General features: G+C 69.5%; 18 protein-coding genes. 2 read left to right on the forward strand and 16 right to left on the reverse strand.

What is annotated here, in order from left to right; genetic code table 11:
- Window positions 1–45: 45 nt before the first annotated feature.
- The 6 genes from KW835_RS18565 to KW835_RS18590 all read right to left on the reverse strand — a co-directional run bounded on the left by KW835_RS18565 (window position 46) and on the right by KW835_RS18590 (window position 6,114).
- Window positions 46–795: an aspartate/glutamate racemase family protein gene (locus KW835_RS18565; protein WP_218385339.1), complete on the reverse strand. Its 750-nt coding sequence runs from the start codon at window positions 793–795 to the stop codon at window positions 46–48.
- A 34-nt stretch (window positions 796–829) separates the two neighbouring features.
- Window positions 830–1,645, reverse strand: coding sequence for a GntR family transcriptional regulator (locus KW835_RS18570; protein WP_218385133.1), 816 nt, complete (start codon window positions 1,643–1,645; stop codon window positions 830–832).
- 13 nt (window positions 1,646–1,658) lie between these two features.
- Window positions 1,659–2,552 carry an ABC transporter permease gene (locus tag KW835_RS18575; RefSeq protein WP_218385134.1) on the reverse strand — a complete coding sequence of 298 codons (894 nt, stop codon included), beginning with the start codon at window positions 2,550–2,552 and terminating at the stop codon, window positions 1,659–1,661.
- Window positions 2,552–3,466: an ABC transporter permease gene (locus KW835_RS18580; RefSeq protein ID WP_218385136.1), complete on the reverse strand. Its 915-nt coding sequence runs from the start codon at window positions 3,464–3,466 to the stop codon at window positions 2,552–2,554. The genes KW835_RS18575 and KW835_RS18580 overlap by 1 nt, the downstream gene beginning before the upstream one ends.
- Before the next feature lie 176 nt (window positions 3,467–3,642).
- Complete coding sequence (locus KW835_RS18585) at window positions 3,643–4,944, reverse strand: PotD/PotF family extracellular solute-binding protein (protein ID WP_218385138.1); 1,302 nt, start codon at window positions 4,942–4,944, stop codon at window positions 3,643–3,645.
- Window positions 4,945–5,010: 66 nt separating this feature from the next.
- Window positions 5,011–6,114: an ABC transporter ATP-binding protein gene (locus KW835_RS18590; RefSeq protein WP_218385140.1), complete on the reverse strand. Its 1,104-nt coding sequence runs from the start codon at window positions 6,112–6,114 to the stop codon at window positions 5,011–5,013.
- 263 nt (window positions 6,115–6,377) lie between these two features.
- Here KW835_RS18590 and KW835_RS18595 point away from each other — a divergent pair, with 263 nt between their 5' ends.
- Window positions 6,378–7,511 carry a GGDEF domain-containing protein gene (locus KW835_RS18595; RefSeq protein ID WP_255593649.1) on the forward strand — a complete coding sequence of 378 codons (1,134 nt, stop codon included), beginning with the start codon at window positions 6,378–6,380 and terminating at the stop codon, window positions 7,509–7,511.
- Window positions 7,512–7,541: 30 nt separating this feature from the next.
- Here KW835_RS18595 and cobT read toward each other — a convergent pair whose 3' ends face one another.
- Entirely contained in the window at window positions 7,542–8,606 is a 1,065-nt protein-coding gene (gene cobT, locus KW835_RS18600) for a nicotinate-nucleotide--dimethylbenzimidazole phosphoribosyltransferase (RefSeq protein ID WP_218385142.1), read from the reverse strand.
- On the opposite strand from cobT, the gene KW835_RS18605 reads away from it, so the two are divergent.
- Window positions 8,605–9,396, forward strand: a complete 792-nt coding sequence (locus KW835_RS18605; RefSeq protein ID WP_218385144.1) for a class I SAM-dependent methyltransferase — start codon at window positions 8,605–8,607, stop codon at window positions 9,394–9,396. The two genes, cobT and KW835_RS18605, sit on opposite strands and share 2 nt — an antisense overlap.
- 14 nt (window positions 9,397–9,410) lie before the next feature.
- Here KW835_RS18605 and KW835_RS18610 read toward each other — a convergent pair whose 3' ends face one another.
- The 9 genes from KW835_RS18610 to cobN form a co-directional block, all read right to left on the reverse strand.
- Complete coding sequence (locus KW835_RS18610; RefSeq protein WP_218385342.1) at window positions 9,411–11,006, reverse strand: cobyric acid synthase; 1,596 nt, start codon at window positions 11,004–11,006, stop codon at window positions 9,411–9,413.
- 78 nt (window positions 11,007–11,084) lie between these two features.
- The gene (locus KW835_RS18615) at window positions 11,085–11,489 is read right to left on the reverse strand and encodes a DUF3037 domain-containing protein (protein WP_218385146.1); all 405 of its coding nucleotides are present in this window, start codon (window positions 11,487–11,489) and stop codon (window positions 11,085–11,087) included.
- Window positions 11,476–12,270, reverse strand: coding sequence for a HipA family kinase (locus KW835_RS18620; RefSeq protein ID WP_218385147.1), 795 nt, complete (start codon window positions 12,268–12,270; stop codon window positions 11,476–11,478). The genes KW835_RS18615 and KW835_RS18620 overlap by 14 nt, the downstream gene beginning before the upstream one ends.
- 13 nt (window positions 12,271–12,283) lie before the next feature.
- Window positions 12,284–13,369, reverse strand: coding sequence for an aminotransferase class I/II-fold pyridoxal phosphate-dependent enzyme (locus KW835_RS18625; RefSeq protein ID WP_255593651.1), 1,086 nt, complete (start codon window positions 13,367–13,369; stop codon window positions 12,284–12,286).
- Window positions 13,366–14,379 (reverse strand): adenosylcobinamide-phosphate synthase CbiB, encoded by a 1,014-nt coding sequence (gene cbiB, locus KW835_RS18630; RefSeq protein ID WP_218385149.1) that lies wholly within the window; start codon window positions 14,377–14,379, stop codon window positions 13,366–13,368. The genes KW835_RS18625 and cbiB overlap by 4 nt, the downstream gene beginning before the upstream one ends.
- Before the next feature lie 21 nt (window positions 14,380–14,400).
- Window positions 14,401–14,811, reverse strand: a complete 411-nt coding sequence (locus tag KW835_RS18635) for a DUF1636 domain-containing protein (protein WP_218385151.1) — start codon at window positions 14,809–14,811, stop codon at window positions 14,401–14,403.
- Window positions 14,812–14,831: 20 nt separating this feature from the next.
- Window positions 14,832–15,551 carry a VWA domain-containing protein gene (locus KW835_RS18640; RefSeq protein ID WP_218385153.1) on the reverse strand — a complete coding sequence of 240 codons (720 nt, stop codon included), beginning with the start codon at window positions 15,549–15,551 and terminating at the stop codon, window positions 14,832–14,834.
- Window positions 15,530–16,606, reverse strand: a complete 1,077-nt coding sequence (locus KW835_RS18645; protein ID WP_218385155.1) for an ATP-binding protein — start codon at window positions 16,604–16,606, stop codon at window positions 15,530–15,532. The genes KW835_RS18640 and KW835_RS18645 overlap by 22 nt, the downstream gene beginning before the upstream one ends.
- A complete protein-coding gene (cobN, locus tag KW835_RS18650) occupies window positions 16,603–20,424 on the reverse strand; it encodes a cobaltochelatase subunit CobN (protein ID WP_218385157.1) in 3,822 nt (1,273 codons plus the stop codon). Before cobN ends, KW835_RS18645 begins: the two co-directional genes overlap by 4 nt.
- Window positions 20,425–20,430: the final 6 nt, after the last annotated feature.

Below are 20,430 nucleotides of genomic sequence, written 5' to 3' on the forward strand. Positions count from 1 at the left end.
AGACCCAAAATGCTTGAAACCCCGGTGCGGAAGCACCGAACATCGTCAAGCCGCTGCAGCCAACGCCCCCATGTCCGCCGAGACCCCGCTCCACACGACATCAAACCCCGCCACCCGACGCTCCGGCGGCACCGGGTGCACCCGCAGCGCCCAGGTCGCCCCCGCTACCACGCTGTCGATCACCGGCACGCCCACCTGCGGCTGCACGGCGGCGGCCATGCCGGCCAGGCCTGCACCGCCCAGGATCACGGCCTGCACACCCATCTGGCGCACCACGTCGCGGCAGGCCTGGGCCAGCAGGGCGCGGGCGGCGTCCGGGTCGGCGGCCAGTTGGGCACCTGTGGGCGCCACGGTGTGGATGCCAGCCAGCCCGTGCGCATGCCCCAGGGCCTGCGCCAGGCGCTGCAGCATGGGGCCCCAGCGCTCGCCACCGGTGACGATGGCAAAGCGGCCGTGGCGTGCGGATTCGATGAAGGACGCTTCGGCCAGGCCGGTCACGGGCACGGGGCTGCTTTCCCGCAGCGCCATCAGGCCCGGGTCGCCAAAGCAGCCGATCAGCACGGCGTCGGGCGGCTGCTGCCTGCCCTGCGGCTGGGCCAGGTCGTGGGCCCAGGCGTCGAGCGCGGCGTGCGCGGCCACCGCGTAGCTGGCCTCGCAAGCGATGTACGGCGCACCGAAACGCGCCGTGGCGGTGCGCACCGCCACGTGCGAGCCCGCAGCGGCCTGCACGTGGTGCTGCAGCAGCGCGCTCACGCTGGCAGAGGTGTTGGGGTTGATGACCAGCAGTTGGCGCACGGTGTAAAAAATGATGTCCGACAAACAGCAGCGCTCAGGCCGCGCGTCCCAGCAGCAGGCCGATGAGGTCGGGCGCATCGCTGGCGGGCGGCGTGAACTCCAGCTGGGACTCGATGCGTTTCAGATGGTCCAGCATCAGCCGCGCCGCCTCGCGCGCGTCGCGCAGGCGGATGGCGTCGATCAGCGCACGGTGCTCGCGGCAGCCGCAGGCCGTGGCCTCCTCGCGCTCGCGGGCGTGGCTCGGGCTGTAGGTCATGAGGATGAGCGAGGTGCGCGAGACCAGTTCGCGCAGGATGCGCCCGAGCGTCTGGTGGCCTGCGGCCTGGGCGATGTGCAGGTGAAAGTCGCCCGACAGGCGGATGGCCCGGCGCATGTCGCCACCGGCGCGCGCAGCCTCCTCGTCGTCGATGCAGGTGCGCAGCGCGGCGATGTCGGCGTCGGTGGCGTTGGCGATGAAAAGCTCCACCAGGCGCGGCTCCAGCAGGCGGCGGACCTCGAACACCTCGAGCGCCTCTTGCGGTGTCGGCTGGGCGATGGACGCGCCCCGGTTGGGTGTGAGCGTGACCACCTGCTCATTGGCCAGCCGCACCAGCAGCGGCCGCACGCGCGTGCGCGACACGCCAAAGGCCGCTGCCAGCTTGTCCTCGACCAGCTTGGTGCCGGGCGGCAGGCGGTGGTCCAGGATGGCCGACACCATGCGGTCGTACATGTCGTTGTCGCTCAACTGGCCCGGGACGTCGGCCATGGGCGACTGAACGGGCGACTGAACGGGCGATTCAGCGGGCGCGGAGGCGGGGGCAGAAGCGGCAGCTTGGGCTGCGCGCCGGGGTTTCTTGGCAGTCGTGGTCATAGATGTGCCGTTTTTACCCCGAACGGCCCTTGCGCCCGCGGCCCAATGCCCACACCAGGGCGAGCGTGATGCCCATGACCACGAACGACACCACCGTGGTCAGGGTGCCGAGCGCGTAGATCGACGGCGTGGTGACGGTGCTGGTCAGGCCCTGCAGCTCCAGCGGCAGCGTGTTCACGTCGCCGATGGCCTGCGAGGTGCGGGCGATCTCGTCCCAGCTGAGCGTGAAGCCGAACATGCCGATGCCCACGACCGAGGGCGCGATCAGCGGCAGCACCACATGGGCAAAGCCCTGCCAGGGCGTGGCGCCCAGGTCGCGCGCGGCCTCTTCGTACGCCGGGTTGAAGCGGTTGAACACCGCGAACATGATCAGCAGGCCGAACGGCAGCGTCCAGGTCAGGTGCGCGCCCAGGGCCGAGGTGAACAGGCCGAGCGACGTTCCGTAGCCCTCCAGAGCACCCTCCATGCCCAGCCATTCGAGCGCGGCCTTGATGCCGTTGTCGATGAGCCGGAACTCCAGCCCGATGCCCAGCGACACGATGATGGACGGCATGATCAGGCTGGCCACCACGATGAAGAACAGCGTATTGCCGCCCGCCAGCCGCTTGCGAAAGGCCAGGCCCGCCAGCACCGACAGCACCACCGTGCACAGCATCACCGCCACACCCAGGCCCAGCGAGCGCCACAGCGCCGCGCCGATGTCCACCACGCCCAGGCCTTCGGCCAGCTTGTGGAACCAGTGCAGCGACACACCGCGCATGGGAAAGGTCAGCCCGCCCTCGGGGCCCTGGAAGCTCAGGATGAAGATGACGAACATGGGCCCGTACATGAACAGCACGAACAGGCTGAACACGATGGCCAGCAGCCAGAAGCTGGCGGGGCGGGATTCGCGGATGCGGTTTGCCATCACAGCTCCTTTCGGATGTCCACGAGGCGCGTGAGGCCCCAGATGATCATGAGCACCACCGCGAGCAGGATCACGGCATTGGCCGCGGCCAGCGGGAACTGCAGGTAGGACGTCTGCACCTGGATGATCTTGCCGATAGAGGCGATCTGCTGGCCGCCCATCACGCCGATGGTCACGAAATCACCCATGACGATGGTGATCACGAAGATGGAACCGATGATGATGCCGGTGCGCGACAGCGGCACGATCACGTTCCACAGCGTCTGCCAGCCGCTGGCCCCGCTGTCGCTGGCGGCCTCGATGAGGCTGCGGTCGATGCGCATCATGCTGTTGAAGATGGGCACGATCATGAACATGGTGTACAGGTGCACGAAGGCCAGCACCACCGAGAAGTCCGAGAACAGCAGCCATTCGACGGGCTGATCGACGAGCCCCGCCCCCACCAGGGTCTGGTTGACCAACCCGTTGCGCCCCAGCAGCGGCACCCACGAGATCATGCGGATCACGTTCGACGTCCAGAACGGAATGGTGCACAGCACGAACAGCAGCGTCTGCATGCCCGACGACCGCACATGAAAGGCCAGGAAATAGGCCACGGTGAAGCCGATCACCAGCGTGATCAGCCACACGAGAAAACTGAACTTGAGCGTGGACCAGTACGTCTTGAGCGTGACGCACAACCCATCGGAAACATCGCTGCAGCCATCGAAGATCGACACGTAATTCTTGAACGTAAAGCCCGGCAGCAATTCGTACTCGTTGAAGTCCCAGAAGCTGACCATCACGATCAGCGCGAGCGGCACCAGGAAGAACAGCACGAACACCAGCGTGAACGGCGCGGCCTGCCACCAGGCGGCAATGCCGCGCCCGGGAGTGGCCGCTGCAGGCATGGTCGGAGTGTGGGTAGTGCTCATGGTGTTTTCAAATCAAATATCCATCGCATCGGGCAACGGTCGTCGAAACTGACGCTGCCAGAGGCCAGTGCCCCCGTGCAAGGGCCGCCCCGCCGCACCGGGGGCGTCCCCCTCCCGAACCGCGCAGCGGTTCGAGAGAGGGGTGAAGGCGCGCAGCGCCTCAGGGGGTGAAACCTCTACGCCGCGACGAATTCATTCCACTTCTGGACCATGTAGTTGTTCTCGTCCATCAGCGCGTTCCAGCAAGCGATGCCGCCCATGCGCGACTCATAGCTGCCGCCGTCGCGCACCGCGCCGGACTTGGCCAGCACGTCGCCGTTGGGGCTCTTGATGTCCTGCGTGGCGGGCTTGCCTTCCATCCAGTAGGCCCACTCGTAGGCTTCCATCTTGGACTTGGCGGTTTCCAGCACGGCGCTGTAGTAGCCCTGGCGGTTCAGGTACGCACCGGCCCAGCCGTCCAGGAACCAGTTGATGAACTCGTACGCGCCATCGAGCTTGCGGCCGCTCAATGTGGCCGGCAGGCCGAAGCCGGCGGCCCAGGCGCGGTAGCCTTCCTTGAGGGGCTGGAAGTTGCAGGCGATGCCCTTGGTGCGCACGGCGGTGACGGCCGGGCTCCACATCGACTGGATCACCACCTCGCCCGATGCCATCAGGTTGACCGACTCGTTGAAGTCCTTCCACAGCGCGCGGAACTGGCCCTGCTTCTTGGCTTCGATCAGGGTCTTGATCGTGAGGTCGATCTCCTTCTTGGTCATGTTGCCCTTGTCGGGGTACTTGTAGATGCCCATGGCCTCGACCACCATGGCGGCGTCCATGATGCCGATCGAAGGAATGTTCAGGATCGCGGTCTTGCCCTTGAACTCGGCGTTGAGCAGCTCGGCCCAGGAGTTGATGGGGCGCTTGATCAGGTCGGGGCGGATGCCCAGCGTGTCGGCGTTGTACACGGTGGGGATGAGCGACATGTACTGCGTGGGCGCGGTTGCAAACTTCTTGGATTTTTCGCCCTCCAGGTAGATCACCTTCTTGGGCGCCGTGCCCTGGTCGCCCACGGCCTTGCCGGCCACCATGCCGGTGGTGAACAGCGTGGTGATCTTGTCGGCGTTCTTGATGCGCTTGGTGTCGATGCCCTTCAAGTTGCCCGTGGGCACGATCTTTTTCAGCGAGAAGTACTCGGTGTCGATCAGGTCGAAGCTGTTGGGCGCGGTCACCGCGCGCTTGGTCACGTCGTCCGTGGTCACGGCCACGTACTGGATCTCGATGCCGGTGTCGGCCTTGAACTTCTCGGCAATGGCCTTGTCCTGGTTCACCGCCGTGCCCAGGTAGCGCAGCACGATCTTTTCCTGCGAGTGGACAGCCGGGAACACGCCGGCGGCCAGGATGCCTGCCGTGCCCTTGAGCAGTGAGCGGCGCTGCATGCCGCCGGTGGTGTCGGAGGACGCAACAGCAGCGGGGGAATCAGCACGAGAATCGTCGGACATGGGAAAGCTCCTTGGTTGGCAAAGTGGAGGGGTTGGAACAGCGGACAACGAAATAAAAAACAACCATCAAGCCGGCACGGCCTGCGCAGTGGCCGCAGCAGCCACATGGGCGGACAACGGAGCAGCACGTGGGGACAGGGGATGGGCCTGCTCAGGCGTCCAATGCAGCTGCACGCCCTGGCCCACCGCATAGGGTTGCGCAGCAAAGGCGGCCTCGGACACCATCACCGAATACGCCGCCGTGGCGTTGGCCGACAGGGCCACGCCCTGCTTCTGCAGGCCCAGCAGCACATAGGTGCCCTGATACTCCACGTCGGTCACAACGGCCTGCATGCGCTGGGCGCCCCAGGGCAGCTCGGCACTGGCGGGGGCGATCTGCAGGTGGTCGGTGCGCACGCCGACCTTGCCACCCTCGGTATCGATCACGTTGTGGCCGCCCATGAAGCGCGCCACGAACTCGCTGGCCGGCCGGTTGTAGACCTCGTGCGGGCTGCCCACCTGCTCGATCACACCGTGATTCATCACCACCATGGTGTCTGCCAGCGCCATGGCCTCTTCCTGCGAGTGGGTCACGTGGATGAAGGTCAGGCCCAGCTCCTTTTGCCAGCGGCGCAACTCGGCGCGCATCTGGATGCGCAGGAAAGGGTCCAGCGCGGAAAGGGGTTCGTCCAGCAGCAGCACGCGCGGCTGGGTGATCAGCGCGCGCGCCAGCGCCACACGCTGCTGCTGCCCACCCGACAGCTCGGCCGGCTTGCGCTCGGCCAGATGGCCCATGGCCACGCGCTCGAGCAGGTCGCGCGCCTTGGCTTGGCGCTCGGCCCGGGCCACGCCCTTCATCTTGAGGCTGAAGGCCACGTTGTCCAGCGCCGAGAGATGGGGAAACAGCGCGAAGCTCTGGAACATCATGGCCGTGCCGCGTGCAGCGGCGGGCAGGTCGGTGATGTTGCGGTTCTCCAGCAGGATGTCCCCGCTGGTCACCGACTCGTGGCCGGCAATCATGCGCAAGGTGGTGCTTTTGCCGCAGCCCGAGGGCCCGAGCAGGCAGCAGTAGCTGCCACTGGCGATGCGCAGGTTGATCGCGTCCACGGCAGGCTTGCCGCTGGCATATCGCTTGGTGAGCGCGACGATTTCAATAGCGGCTGGAGCGTTGGTGGAGGCAGTGACTTGCATGGACTTGCCAATGCAAGCGCCATGCCAGTTTTGTACACAATCTTTATTTCACTTTGAGTACAAAACGCACCAGCATCGTGCGCATACCGCACCAAGTGAATGACGCTACAGCATATGTACCGCGCTTGGTAGGCGATTTAAGCCTTTTATTGGTGCGAAAGCGCTTGCTACGGTGCAACCTGACCAGGGTTCGCCATCACATGGCTATACTGAATCTCAGATACAAATTATTACTTTCACCGCGCAGCACCTTTCCCAGACGGATGACGCAACTCGACCCGCGCTCCATGATCGCCATGGCGGGCTTCATGTCCGCCGTGATGGCCATCGTGCTGCTGTTCATGCGGCGGCATTACCCGCCGTCCATCCGTGGCGTCGGCGCGTGGGCTGCTGCCCCGCTGCTGTGGCTGGCATCCACCGTGCTTTTCAGCGTGCGCGGCTTTGTCCCCGACTGGCTGAGCCTGGTGCTTGCCAACGAACTGCTGGTACTGGGCTCTGTGACCTACTACATGGGCACGCGCAGCTTCATGGGGGCCGCGCCCACCTGGCGGCGCTGGGCCTGGGTCATGGCAGCCAGCACGGGTGTCTTCATCTTGCTCACCTACGGGTTTGCGCACTACGCGTTGCGGGTGGCCTTCTTCTCGGTCCTCATGGGCGTGGTGTATGCCGTCCAGCTGCGCTTCATGATGCGGCACGGCGAGCAGACCTTTCCAGTGCGGCTGGTGCAGGTAGTGCTCGGCCTTCACATGGGCGTGCTGGCCATGCGCCTTGTCTCCATCGCCACCGGGTATGCGGGGGCCGACCTGATGGAGCCGTCGGTGTTCCAGACGTTCTACATCGGAGCCTATGTGCTGACGGTACTCATGCTGTCCATCGGCGCGGTGCTCATGGCCACCGACCGCCTACGCACGGAGCTGGAACACCTGGCCACTCATGACTCGCTGACCGGCACGCTCAACCGCCGCGCCCTGCTGCAACGCTGCGAGGACGAACTGGAGCGCGCCCGCCGCTACGGAGAGGGGCCGTCCATGATGATGCTGGACCTGGACAACTTCAAGGCAGTGAACGACTCGCGAGGACACCAGCACGGCGACGCGGTGCTGGTGCACTTCGCGCAGTGCACGAAGCAGGTGCTGCGCCGCGCCGATCGCCTGGGCCGCTACGGAGGTGAAGAATTCATGGTGTTGCTGCCGGGCGCCGATGCCGCGGCGGCAGCAGCAGTGGCAGGGCGCGTCCACGCGGCCCTGACCGCCGGCCACCCCCTGGACTGCCAGGTCAGCATTGGCGTGACCAGCTGGCACGGCCCCAGCGAGACGCTGGACGCCATGCTCTCGCGCGCTGACGCAGCGCTGTACCGGGCCAAGGAACAGGGCCGCAACCGCACCGTGGCGTCCTGACCCGGCCGGCCGGTCCTGCTCGCGCAGCGTTCAGGCCGTCTGCGTGGCCACCCCGGCCGACTCGAAGCTCGCCATCTCGCCCAGCACCACACAGGCCGACTGCAGCAGCGGCCAGGCCAGCGCTGCGCCCGAGCCTTCGCCCAGGCGCAGGCCCAGGTCCAGCAGCGGCTCGGCCTGCATCTGCGCCAGCATGAGGCTGTGGCCCCGTTCGCCCGAGCGGTGGGCGAACACGCAGCGCTGCAGCACATGCGGCTGCAGGCGGCTGGCCACCAGCACAGCGGCACTGGTGATGAAACCGTCCACCACGATCACGCGGCGCTCGGCAGCAGCCTGCAGCACCGCGCCGACCAGCGTGGCCACCTCGAAGCCCCCCAGGGCCGCCAGTGCATCGAGCGGGCTGGTGGCATCCGCGTTCGCATCCAGCGCCTGCTGCAGCACGGCGCGCTTGCGCCCGATGCCGGCGGCGTCGAGCCCCGTGCCCGCACCCGTCACCTCGGCCAGCGGCAGGCCGGCCAGGCGAGCGAGCAGCAGCGACGCCACCGATGTGTTGCCGATGCCCATCTCGCCCAGCAGCAGCGCATTGCCGGGCAGACCGCGCACAACCTCCGCGCCGTGGGCCAGGGCCTCGCCGCACTGCGCTGCGGTCATCGCAGGCCCGACCGACGCATCCTGCGTGCCCAGAGCCACCTTGCGCAGCAGCAACTGCGGCTGGCCCGGCGCGGCATCACGCGCCGCGATGGGCTTGGCCACGCCGCAGTCCACCACCGTGAGGCCCAGGCCGTGCTGGCGCGCCAGCACGCTCACGGCGGCGCCACCGACCAGGAAGTTCTCGACCATCTGCCAGGTCACATCGCTCGGAAACGCCGACACGCCCCTTGCGGCCAGCCCGTGGTCGCCCGCGCACACCAGCATCTGCGGCGCATGCAGTGCAGGCGTCTCGGTGCCCTGGATGACGCCCAGGCGCAGCGCCAGGCGCTCCAGCGCGCCCAATGAACCGAGCGGCTTGGTCTTGTAATCGATCACGTGCTGCAGGCGGGCGGCCAACGCGGCATCATGCAAATCATCAACGGACGGTAGAACGAAAGGTGCAGTCATGGTGGTAGTGAACACAAAGAATGACGCTGTGCACGCTGCGGCACAGCAGGGTTACGCGAAAGAGGCCCAGGCCTACGCGCGCGGCCGGCCGGACTACCCGGCGGCGCTGTCGGACTGGCTGGCGCACACCCTGGGCCTGGGCCCGGGGCGGCAGGTGGCCGATGTGGGTGCGGGCACGGGCAAGTTCACCGCGCTGCTGGCGACCACCGGGGCCGATGTGGTGGGCGTGGAGCCGGTGGACGCGATGCGCGCCAAGATCGACGCACTGCAGTTGCCCACGGTGCGCACGCTGGCAGGCACGGCGCAGGCCATCCCCCTGCCCGATGCCACGCTCGACGCGGTGGTCTGCGCGCAGTCGTTCCACTGGTTCGCGGGCACCGACGCGCTGGACGAGTTCCACCGCGTGCTGCGTCCCGGCGGCAAGCTCGGCCTGGTGTGGAATGTGCGCGATGAATCCGTGGACTGGGTGGCCGAGCTGACCACCATCATCACGCCCTTCGAAGGCGATGCCCCGCGGTTCTACAAGGGCGACTGGAAGCAACCGTTCCCTCACCCCGGCTTCAGCGCCCTGGCCGAGACGCGACTGCAGCACGAACACGTGGGCCCGCCAGAGCAGGTCATCATCGACCGCTTCATGTGGGTGAGCTTCATCGCCGCGCTGCCCGATGCCGAGCGCCAGCAGGTGCGTGCGCAGATCGAAGAACTCATCGCCCGCCGTCCCGCGCTGCGCGGGCAAGACACCGTGCGCTTCCCGTACACCACGCTCGCGTACCACTGCGAGCGGCTCTGAGGTGGCGCGCACCGTCATGCCGCAGCAGGCGTAGTGCCGGGCGCCGGGTGCGCGATCAACGCCGCCAGCACACCGGGCGCAAAGCAGGCCTCGGCGGACTGTGCCAGGCCGTCGAACACACTGTCGAGGGTGGGGGCGCGCGTGCCGAACAGCGCGTGCAGCACCGCCGTGTCTTCGAACATCCCGTGCAGGTACACCCCCAGCACATTGCCCGCCGCATTGGTCCAGGCCAGGCCCGGCATCACCTCGCGCGCCACATCGCCCCTGGCGGCCATGGCCGGGTGCTGCGCGGTCTGCCCGTGGTGGATCTCGTAGCCTGACACATCCACCCCTGACAAGGCGCTCCATGGCCCCGCCAGCGTGCCCCAGCGCGTTCGCGTGAGCCGCACCGTCTTGTCGCGCGCAAACGCGGTCACCAGCGGCAGCAGGCCCAGGCCCGGCGCGTTGCCGTCGATGCCGTCGGTGTCGATCAGCGCTTCCCCCAGCATCTGCAGGCCGCCGCACACGCCCAGCACCCGCCCGCCGCGCGCGGCATGCGTGGCGATGGCCCCGTCGAGCCCCTGTGCACGCAGCCAGGCCAGGTCCGACGCGGTGGCCTTGGAGCCGGGCAGCACCACCCAGTCCGCAGCGCCCAGCGCCGCCAGGTCGGCCGGGCTGCGCACCCACTGCAGGCGCACGCCGGGCACGTTCTTCAAAGGCTGGAACTCATCCAGGTTGCTGATGCGCGGGTAGGCGATGACGGCCACCGTGGTGTACACCGCGCCGGCAGCGGTGCTGCGGCCGGCGAGCGGCGACGGGCCGCCCCTAGCCGCGAGGGCCCCCTCGGGGGGCAGCGAGGACACGCCAGTGCCGAGCGTGGGGGTCATATCAAATACACCATCCTCTTCGGGCAAGCCGTGGTGCCATTGCAACGGGATGGTGGCCACCGTGGGCACGCCGGTCAGCTCCTGCAGCATCTGCGGCGCAGGGGCCAGCAAGGCAGCGTCGCCCCGGAACTTGTTGAGCACAAAGCCGTGGATGAGCGCCCGCTCGTCTTCGGGCAACAGCGCCCAGGTGCCGTACAGGTGCGCAAACGCGCCGCCCCGGTCGATGTCGGTCACCAGCAGGCAGCGCGCATCGCTGTGACGGGCCACGCGCATGTTCACGATGTCGCTGGCGTGCAGGTTGATCTCCGCGGGCGAGCCCGCGCCTTCGATCACCACCACGTCGTTCTCGGCGCGCAGGGCGTCCAGCGCGGCGGCAATCTGCGGCCACACCCGCTCGCTGCGGCCGCGCCAGGGCAGCGCGGTCAGCTCGGCGCTCACCTGCCCCATCAGCACCACCTGGCTCTTGGTGTCGGCCTCGGGCTTGAGCAGCAGCGGGTTCATGCGCACCTCGGGCACGGCGCGGGCAGCCAGCGCCTGGAAGTACTGCGCGCTGCCGATCTCGCCCCAGGCGCCGAAGCCGCCCGCGTCAGCGCCCATGCCGCCAGGGCCGGGCACCACGCGCGCGTTGTTGCTCATGTTCTGCGCCTTGAATGGCGCCACCTTCAGGCCCTGGTTGCTGTACCAGCGGCACAGGGCGGTGGTGAGCCAGCTTTTGCCGGCGCCGCTGGTGGTGCCCAGCACCATCACGCAGCGGGCCAGTGGAGGATGTGTCGAAGACTCGGTCATGAAAGATGGGGACGGCAGGCCGCGGTCAGCGCAGGGTCAGCGCGGTGGCAAAGGCCGCACCATGCGGTCCATGATGTGGTCGAGCGCCGCTGCCGCATCGGTGCAGCGGCCGGTGTGCACCGGTGAGGTCTGGATGATCGCGCTGCGCCGCGCCGTCAGCCAGTGAAAGCGCGAGCGGAAGGGCAGCTGCGCAATCGGCCCGCAACCTGCCTCGCCCGCGCAGATGGAGACGATGGCCGACAGGTGGCGGCGCACGGTGTCGATGTCCACCTGCGGATCCATGGCCAGCAGGCGCGCCTCATCGAGCGCGATCGCCGCCTGCAGGAAGCCGCTGCGATGGCACGACAGGATCACGCCGGCGTTGATGAATTCTTCGCGCTCCACACGCGGCACCACGCGCACGACGGCGTAGTCGTACACATCCATCTCAGCGCTGCGCATCGAAGGCTCCCTTCAACGCGTCCACCCAGGCGGCACGGCCTTCCAGGCGCGCGCAGAAATGGTCCACATAGGCCTGGCGGTGGCTCGCCGGTGCCGACAGCGGACCCTCGGTGTGCTCGGCCCCGGCGATGGCCAGGAACTCATCGGGCACATCGGCCAGGATATGGGTGAGCACATCGCGCGTGAGCAGCGCAGCCAGTTCGCCATCGACCTGCGCTATGGCGGTGGCGCGGTGCAGCAGCACGTGGTCGGCGATGGGTGCGAACGGTTTGGCAGGCTGGGCCACCGCGCCGTTCCAGGCATGGTGGAATGTGAGCGACGCGCCATGGTCTATGAGCCAGGGCTTGCGGTGCCACATCAGCAGGTTGGTGTTGCGCGCGGTACGGTCCACATTGCCCACAAGCGCGTCGAACCACACCAGGCGCGAGGCGAAGTCGTCGGTCACCTCGTCCACGGCCGGGTCGAAGTTGAGCGCGCCCGATAGGTAGTCCAGCCCCACGTTCAGCCCCCCGCTGGCGCGCACCAGGTCCTGGATCTCCGGGTCGGGCTCGGTCTGCGCGAGCGCCGGGTCCAGGTCGGCCAGCACGATCTCGGGCACAGGCAGTTGCAGCGCGCGCGCGATGCCGCCCGCGATGATCTCGGCCAGCAGGGCGCGCACGCCCTGCCCTGCCCCGCGGAACTTGAGCACGTACAGGCCCAGGTCGTCGCCTTCGACGACGGCGGGCATGGAGCCGCCTTCACGCAGCGGCGTGACATAGCGGGTGACGGTGATGGTTCGCACGAAGTGGCGCTCCTCAGGGGTTGGATGGATCGGGCATGGTAGCGGCGGCGCGCTGCACATCGTGGACGGCGCGGGCCAGCGCCTGCTGCGCAGCGGGCGCGAGCACCCCCAGCCGCACGTGGCCGGGCAGGCCGAAAGAGTTGCAGTCGCGCAGCTTGATGCCCTGAGCGCGCAATTCATGCAGGACACGCTCCGACTGCTCCGCGTGGGCGAAAGGCCACTGGGCCACGACATAGTTGGCCAGGCTGCCGGGCACCACGCGCCATCCGAGGGCTGTGCACAGCGCCTGCTGGGCAGACTTCCACTCACGCAGCGTGTCCAGGCTGTGCTGCAGCCACTGCTGCACGGCGGGCTGCGCCCAGGCGGTGAGCATGGCCACGCCATGCGCGCCCACGGGCCACGACGGCGCCATGCCCTGCAGCGCGGCGATGCGCCTGGGGGTCTCGTGCGCCGGGGCTATCGCGTAAGCGGCGCGCACGCCGGTCAGGCCCAGCGCCTTGTTGGGCGTCCACAGCTGCCAGGCCGACGGGGGCGCGTGGGTGGGGTGGCCGTCCAGGCGCAGCGGCGCGTAGGCGCAGTCCAGCACCTGCAGGGCGCCGGCCCCGCAGCCCTGTGCGTGCCACAGGGCCAGCGCCGGGTCCACCTGGCCCAGCGGGCTCGACGGTTCGCACGCCCAGTGCAGGCCTGCAGCGGGCCGCAAGCCGCCAGGTGCGGCACGCAGCACCTGCAGGCCCCAGGCCTGCGCTGCGTGTGCGTAGTCGCCGTAGCTGTGCGCCGGCACGGCCACGCAGGTGGCGCCGTGGCGCGCTGCCCAGGCCGTGGCACGGTGAATGAATTCGCTCGCGCTGCCGGCCAGCACGATGCGGCCCGGGTCCACGGCATGCAGGCCGGCCAGTTGGGCCCGCAGCGCCGTGTAAGCAGGGTCGGGATAGCGGCTGGCATCGGCCGCCTGCACGCTGCGCAGCGCCTGCGGGCACGGGCCGCAAGCATTGCTGTTGGTCGAAAAATCGTGCAGCGGGACGCCCCCAGCGTCCGGCCCGCCGTGCAGCGGCAAGGCAGAGACACCAGTGTCGATCTCCATGGGCGTGACCGCGTTCATGGCTTGGCTCCGCCCATCAACGCCATGGCTGCCAACGCCACCAGCACCTGCAGGGCCACCACCACCGGCAGCAGCATCAGCACGACCCTGTCACCCTGGCGTGCGGCGCGGCGCGTGTCCAGCGGGCCAGGCGAGCGCGCCGCACCGTTGAGCGCATAGACGCCCGGCTTGGCCAGACGCACGTTCAGCGACAGCGCCATCGCGGCCATGGGCCAGCCGCTGTTGGGCGACGGCGTCTTGCGCGCCTGCCGCGCCAGCGTGCGCAGCGGCAGACCGCCCGCGCCCACCGCCAGCAGCAGCGCGGCGATGCGCGCAGGCAGCCACGACAGCACATCGTCCGCCCGCGCCGCCCATTTGCCCGCCCACTGCCAGTAACGCCCGCCGCGCATGCCCGGGTAGCCCCACATGGCGTCCGCCGTGTTCGCCAACCGGTACAGCGCGGCGCCCGGCAGGCCCAGCAGCGCGAACCAGAACAGCGGCGCCACCACCGAATCGTTGAGGTTTTCGGCCAGCGACTCGATGGCCGACTCGCGCACCTCCTCGGACGTCAACGCGCTCACATCGCGGCTCACCAGCCTCGACAGGCGCTCGCGCCCTGCGGGCAGCGACTGGCCCAGCGCGACCTCCACCGCCAGCACTTCGTCGCGCAGCATGCGCCAGGCCAGCAGAGGCTTGAGCAGCAACGCCAGCAGCGCCGCAGCCACGAGCGGGTACACCGTCAACGCAACCTGCTGCAAGACGCCCGACACTACAAAAACAATAGCTGCCAGCGCGCACCAGACAATCGCTGCAAGCCAAAAAGATCTCCAATCCCGGGCCACCGGCGCCAACGGAGCCACCCGCTCGCCGCCCCGCTGCAGCGCCCGGCCCATCCAGACCACGGGGTGCCACGCGGCAGGCGGCTCACCCAGCCGCCAGTCCACCGCCAGCGCGAGCGCAGGCACGCCAAGGAACACGGGCAGCAGCTCCCAGTGAGCGGCGGGAAGAAGAATGGTGGTCAGGGCGTCCATCGATGCGTCGAAAGGGGTGCCTCAGGATACCGAGGGCGGCAGGCGCACCACGATGCCGCTGCGCAGGCGCTCGGGGCGTTCGTTGCGGTTGAGCATGCCGTCGCTGGCGCAAGCGTGCATCGCGCCGCAGGCGAGCACATGGCGCGCCGTTTCATCGTCGGGCGTGAGGTCGCCAAACACGAAGGTGTACTTTCCCTGCGCCTGGAAGGCCACCGAGCAGGCACGCGAACAACTGCTCAGGCACGCCACGCCGCGCACACGCACCCGGGCCCAGGCTCCCGCATCGTCTTGGAGCTGCGCCGTCTGCACGGCCTCAAACAGCAGCGCGCCGTCGGCGGGAAGGTCGCGGGATGCACCGGCCGGACGGCAGGTGGTGCACACGATCACGTCGGTGGGGTGGGAAGGCGGCGGGAAGGCAATAGCGTCGGACATCGCGATGTGTGAAGAAGGCTCTAGAAAGACAGGGATTCGGGCGTGCGGTGCTCGGCCTGCCACCGGGCGGCCCAGGCAGCGCAGCGGCCCACGGGTCGCAGCGGGTCGTCGAAATCCACGACCACCACGTGCGTGGCCGCGGCGGGTGCGGTGGGCTGCTCCAACGTGCGACCGTCGGTCAGCAGCCACAGACAAGAAGGTGCAGCCGTGCCGCGCCGTTGGCGCGCGGTGCGCAGAAGGCGATCGGCCTCGGCCAGGCCGGCTGCAAGCGGCGTGCCCCCACCGCCGCCCAGCGGACGCACACGCGCCGCGCCGGCCGTGCGCGCGGGACCCGGGGGCAGCAGCAGTTGCACGCCCTGGCCGCCGAAGCCCAGCAGCGCCACCAGGTCTCCCGCGCGCGCGGCTTGTTCGATGACGCGCGCGGCGTAGCCCTTGGCCCTTGCCAGGCGCCCGCCCTGGCGCATCGACCCCGAGGTATCTAGCGCGATGACGTGCAGGCAAGGCTGCACAGCGCTGGCCGGCTGGCGGCGCAGGTGCTCGGGCTGCAGGCGTGCCGGGCCCTTGGCCAGCAGCGTGGGCAGCCAGACGATGCCGGCACCCTGCGCGCCGGCGGGCCGGGCCACGGCTTGCGGCGTGCGCAGCCAGGCATTGCGGGGAGCTTGCCACCGCCAGCCTGCGCTTGCCTTGGGAGTCTTCAGCGAGCGCGGGCCGGGGTGGCTCAGGCTTTTTTTGGTGGCCATGCTCCGGTGCTGCGCACGCGCGCCATGGGCTGGGGTTCGGGCGGCAAGGCGCCCCAGTCGCCCTCCGGGGCATCCTGGGGCGCTGCGCCTGCGCTCTGCCGGTCGGCGGACGATGGCGATGAAGGTGGCGAGAAAGACGGCGGTGGCGGCGCAGGCCTTGAAGGCGGCGCCGCGCTGGCCGGGTGGTCGCTGCGCCGGTGCGCCAGCGCCAGCTCGGCCACTGCATCCACATGCGACACCTGCACGCTGCCATGCTGCTGCAGCGCGGCCAGCGCGCGCGCGGCGCGCAGCATCACCAGGTCGGCGCGGATACCGTCCACCCCGGCGGCCAGGGCCAGTTGAGCGGCATGGTGCACCACGGAATCCGGCCACTCCAGCCCCGCCAGCGCTGCACGCGCACGGACCACCGACGCTGCGACCTCGGCCTGCGCAGCGGCATGGCGCGCAGCTACGGCGGCCGGGTCGACCTCGAAGGCCAGGCGGGCCCGCACGATGGCCTGCCGCACAGCGGCATCCGCCGGGTTGTGCAGCGCCACCGACAGGCCGAAGCGGTCCAGCAGCTGCGGGCGCAACTCGCCCTCCTCCGGGTTCATGGTGCCCACCAGCACGAAGCGCGCGGCATGCTGGTGCGACACGCCGTCGCGCTCCACCGTGTTCACGCCGCTGGCAGCCACGTCGAGCAGCGAATCCACCAGCGCATCGGGCAGCAGGTTGACCTCGTCCACATACAGCACGCCGCCGTGCGCACGCGCCACCAGGCCGGGCGCCAGGCGCACTTGTCCGTCGCGCAGCACGTCTTCGATGTTCAGCGTGCCCACCAGTTGCTCCAGGCTGGCAGCCAGAGGCAGGGTGACGAAGGGCGAGTCGGGCAGCAGCGCAGCCAGCGCACGTGCGGACGTTGACTTGGCCGTTCCGCGTGGGCCGCTGATGAGCACGCCGCCCATGCCAGGGTCGATGGCGGCCAGCAACAGCGCGCGCTGCAGGGCTTCGTGGCCGATCAGTGCGGTGAAAGGGAATGTGGTGCCAGGCACGGGGGCCAAGGAAATCGTGGTCATTGCAAGGGACCCTCTCCGTAGGTTTCGAGCCGGTGTTCAAGGGCCAGCAGGTGCTGCTCGATGCGCTCGCGGTGCTCGCCGGGCTCGGTCCACAGGCCGCGCTGCATGGCCTCGAGCAGGCGCTCACCCACGCTGCGCAGAGCCAGCGGGTTGTGCTGTTGCAGAAAATCGCGTGTGTCGTCGTCGTGCAGGTAGGCATCGGCGAGCAGCGCGTACTGGTGGTCGGCCACCACGCCGGCGGTCGCGTCGAAGGCAAACAGGTAGTCCACCGTGGCCGCGATCTCGAAGGCGCCCTTGTAGCCATGGCGCTTCACGCCGGCTATCCACTTGGGGTTGACGGCACGGGCGCGCACCACGCGGGCGACTTCTTCGCTCAGCGTACGGATGCGCGGCGCGCCGGGCGTGCTGAAGTCGCCGTGGTACAGCGCGGCCGGCGCGCCGGCCAGGTGCTGCACGGCCGCAGCCATGCCGCCCTGGAACTGGTAGTAGTCGTCCGAGTCGAGGATGTCGTGCTCGCGGTTGTCCTGGTTGTGCAGGACGGCGTCGACCGCCGCCAGGCGCTGCTCGAAGGCGGCGCGCGCGGCCTCGCCGTGGCCGCCCTGCCCGTAGGCGAAGGCGCCCGCGCGCAGGTAGGCCTGGGCCAGGTCGTCCGACGTGCTCCAGCGGCCGGAGGCCATCACCTCCTGCAGGCCCGCACCGTAGCCGCCGGGGCGGGGGCCGAACACACGCCATGTGGCGCGGCGCTCAGCGTCCTCGGCGGCCATGCCGCTGGCTTCACTCTCGGCCGCCTCGCGCCGCACGCGCACGCGGATCGGGTTCACGTCGTCGGGCTCATCGTCTGGCGAAATGGCGGCCACGGCACGCACGGCCGTGTCGAACAGGTCGATCACGCCGGGGAAGGCATCGCGAAAGAACCCCGACACGCGCAGCGTCACGTCGATGCGCGGGCGGTTGCGCATCGCCATGGGCAGCACTTCGATGTCCACCACGCGGCTGCTGCCGGGCGCCCATCGGGGGCGCACACCCAGGAGCGCAAAGGCCTGCCCGATGTCCTCGCCGCCCGTGCGCATGGTGCTGGTGCCCCAGACCGACAGGCCCACTGCGGTGGGAAAGCTGCCATGGTCCTGCAGATGCCGCTCCACCACGCGGTCGGCCGCCAGCGCGCCCATGCCATAGGCCGTGGGCGTGGGCACGGCGCGCGTGTCCACCGAGTAGAAGTTGCGCCCCGTGGGCAGCACGTCGGGCCGGCCGCGCGAAGGCGCGCCGCTGGGGCCGGGCGGCACGAACCTGCCCGCCAGGCCGCGCAGCAATTGGCCCATCTCGTTGGGGCCGCAGGCATCGAGCCGAGGGGCCAGCACCGTGCGCATGCGCGCCAGCACCTGGGCGCTGTGCGGCCGCTGCGTGGCGTCCATGGGCAGGCCCACGATGTGCCCGGCCTCGTCCACCGCCAGGTGTTTCTGCACGCACTGCGCCGCCAGCTTCTCCAGGCGCTCCCGCGTGTGGCCCACGTGGCGCCAGGGCTCGTCGCCCAGGGCCTGCAGCGCGGCAGGGCGCGGGCCTGTCCACGGTGCGGCCCACTCGGGGTTCAGCGGGTCGAAATCACCCAGTTCCAGATCACGGGCCAACGACACCAGCAGGCTGCCCAGCCCTGGGGCCGCGCCGCCCGGAAAGCGCGCCAGCGCCACCAGCGTGTCGGTCCGCTGGCGGTCCCGCGGCGAGCGGCCCAGGATGTGCAGGCCGTCGCGGATCTGCGACTCCTTGATTTCGCACAGGTAGGCGTCGAGCCGGCCGAGCAGCGCCTCGCGCTGTACATCGTCGGCCGGCGGGGCAAAGCCCAGTTCCTGGTGCAGGCCGTTCTTCAGCACCTGGTCGAGGATGCTCTGGCGCAGCAGCTTGGCGCGGCGCGGGTCGAGCGGCAGCGCCTCGTAGTACTCGTCCATGGACCGCTCGAGCTGCTGCAGCGGGCCGTAGGTCTCGGCGCGCGTGAGCGCGGGCATCAGGTGGTCGATGATGACGGCCTGCGTGCGGCGCTTGGCCTGGCTGCCCTCGCCCGGGTCGTTGACGATGAACGGGTACAGGTGCGGCAGCGGGCCCAGGATGGCATCGGGCCAGCACGCGGCGCCCAGCGCCACGCTCTTGCCCGGCAGCCATTCGAGGTTGCCGTGCTTGCCCACGTGGACCACCGCGTCCACCGCGAACGCGCGGCGCAGCCAGAAGTAGAAGGCCAGGTAGCCGTGCGTGGGCACCAGATCGGCATCGTGGTACGTGGCCACCAGGTCCAGGTCGCGCCCCCGCGCGGGCTGGATGCCCACGAAGACGTTGCCCAGGCGCACGCCCGGCACCATGAAGCGGCCGCTGCGCACGATGGGATCGGCGCCGGGCGGGCCCCACAGGGCATTGACCGCGTCCTGGCTGGCCTGCGGCAGCGCGCCGAAGTCGGACAGGTAGTCGGCCATGGCCAGGCTCTGGCCCGCGGGGCGGTCTGCGTTGGCGTCGAGGTTGTTGGTCACGCCCGCCACCAGCTGCGCGATCAGCGCATCGCCGCCCTCGGGCAGATCGCCCGTGGTGTAGCCCGCGTCGCGCAGCGCCTGCAAAATCAGCACGGTGGAGGCCGGTGTATCCAGGCCCACGCCGTTGGCCAGGCGTGCATCGTCGTTGGGGTAGTTGGCCAGGATGAGCGCCACGCGCTTGTCCACCTGCGGCTTGCTGCGCAGCACGCACCAGCGGCGCGCCAGTTCGGCCACGAAGGCGATGCGTTCGGGCTCGGGCTGGTAGCGCACCACATCGACCTCGGTGCGCTCGCAGCGCCACGCCAGGCCCTTGAAGCTGATCGCGCGCGCGCCGATGCGCCCGTCCACCTCGGGCAGCACCACCTGCATGGCCAGGTCGCGCGGCGCCAGGCCATGCGGGTCGTCCTGCCACTGCTCCAGCGAGCAGCCGGCGGTGATGACTTGCAGCACCGGCGCATCGCCGGCCAGGGCGACCGCCTGCGCACCGTCGTCGTCACTGCCGTCGATGGAGGCCACGGCAAAGCTCGTGGCGTTGAGCACGATGCCCACGCCCTGCGCGGCGGCCATGGCCTGCAGCGCGGCCAGGCTCTCCGGGTTCTTGAGCGAGTCCACGCCCACGGCCAGGGTGTTGAGACCCGCGTCTGCCAGTGCCGCGTGCACGGCATCGAACACCGCCGTGTTGCCCGACTGAATGTGCGCGCGGTAGAACACCAGCATCGCCACCGGCGCGTCGGGAATCCACGGCGCCGCGGCGGCCGGGGTGTAGGCCATCACCGGCGGCAGCGGCCGGGGTGGCGGCGGGCGCGGGCCGATGCCGAAGGCCGCATGGCCGATGAGCGCAAAGAACGCCAGCGCGTTGTCGCGCCCACCCTCGCGCAGGCAGCGCCAAAGCTGGTGGCAGTCCTCGGGGCTTGCGGTGCTGCGCATCAGAAGCTGCGGGTCTTCGATGTTGTCGCCCGAGAACAGGGCCAGCCACTGGCGGTGCTTGCCGGCCAGCGACATCGCTTGCTCCACCACATAGGCCCAGTCGCTGGGGCTGCCCAGGTGGTCGATGACGATCACGCGCGCATGGCGCAGCACGTCGTCGACATACATGTCGGTGGACGCGGGCTGGCGCAGCCACATCAGGTTGGCCAGGCGCACGCTGGGAAAGCCCGCGCACAGGCTGGCCGCTGCGTCGGACAGCAACGACAGCGTGGTGTCGGCCGCGCTCAGGATGACGATGTCGCCGGGCGTCTGCTCCACGCGCACCAGGCCCTGGCCCCCGTCCTCGACGTAGCCACCCGGGCGTGTGGAAAGCAGATGCATGGGTGT

It is taken from the genome of Acidovorax sp. sic0104, assembly GCF_019219095.1.
Classification (GTDB): Bacteria; Pseudomonadota; Gammaproteobacteria; order Burkholderiales; family Burkholderiaceae_C; genus Acidovorax.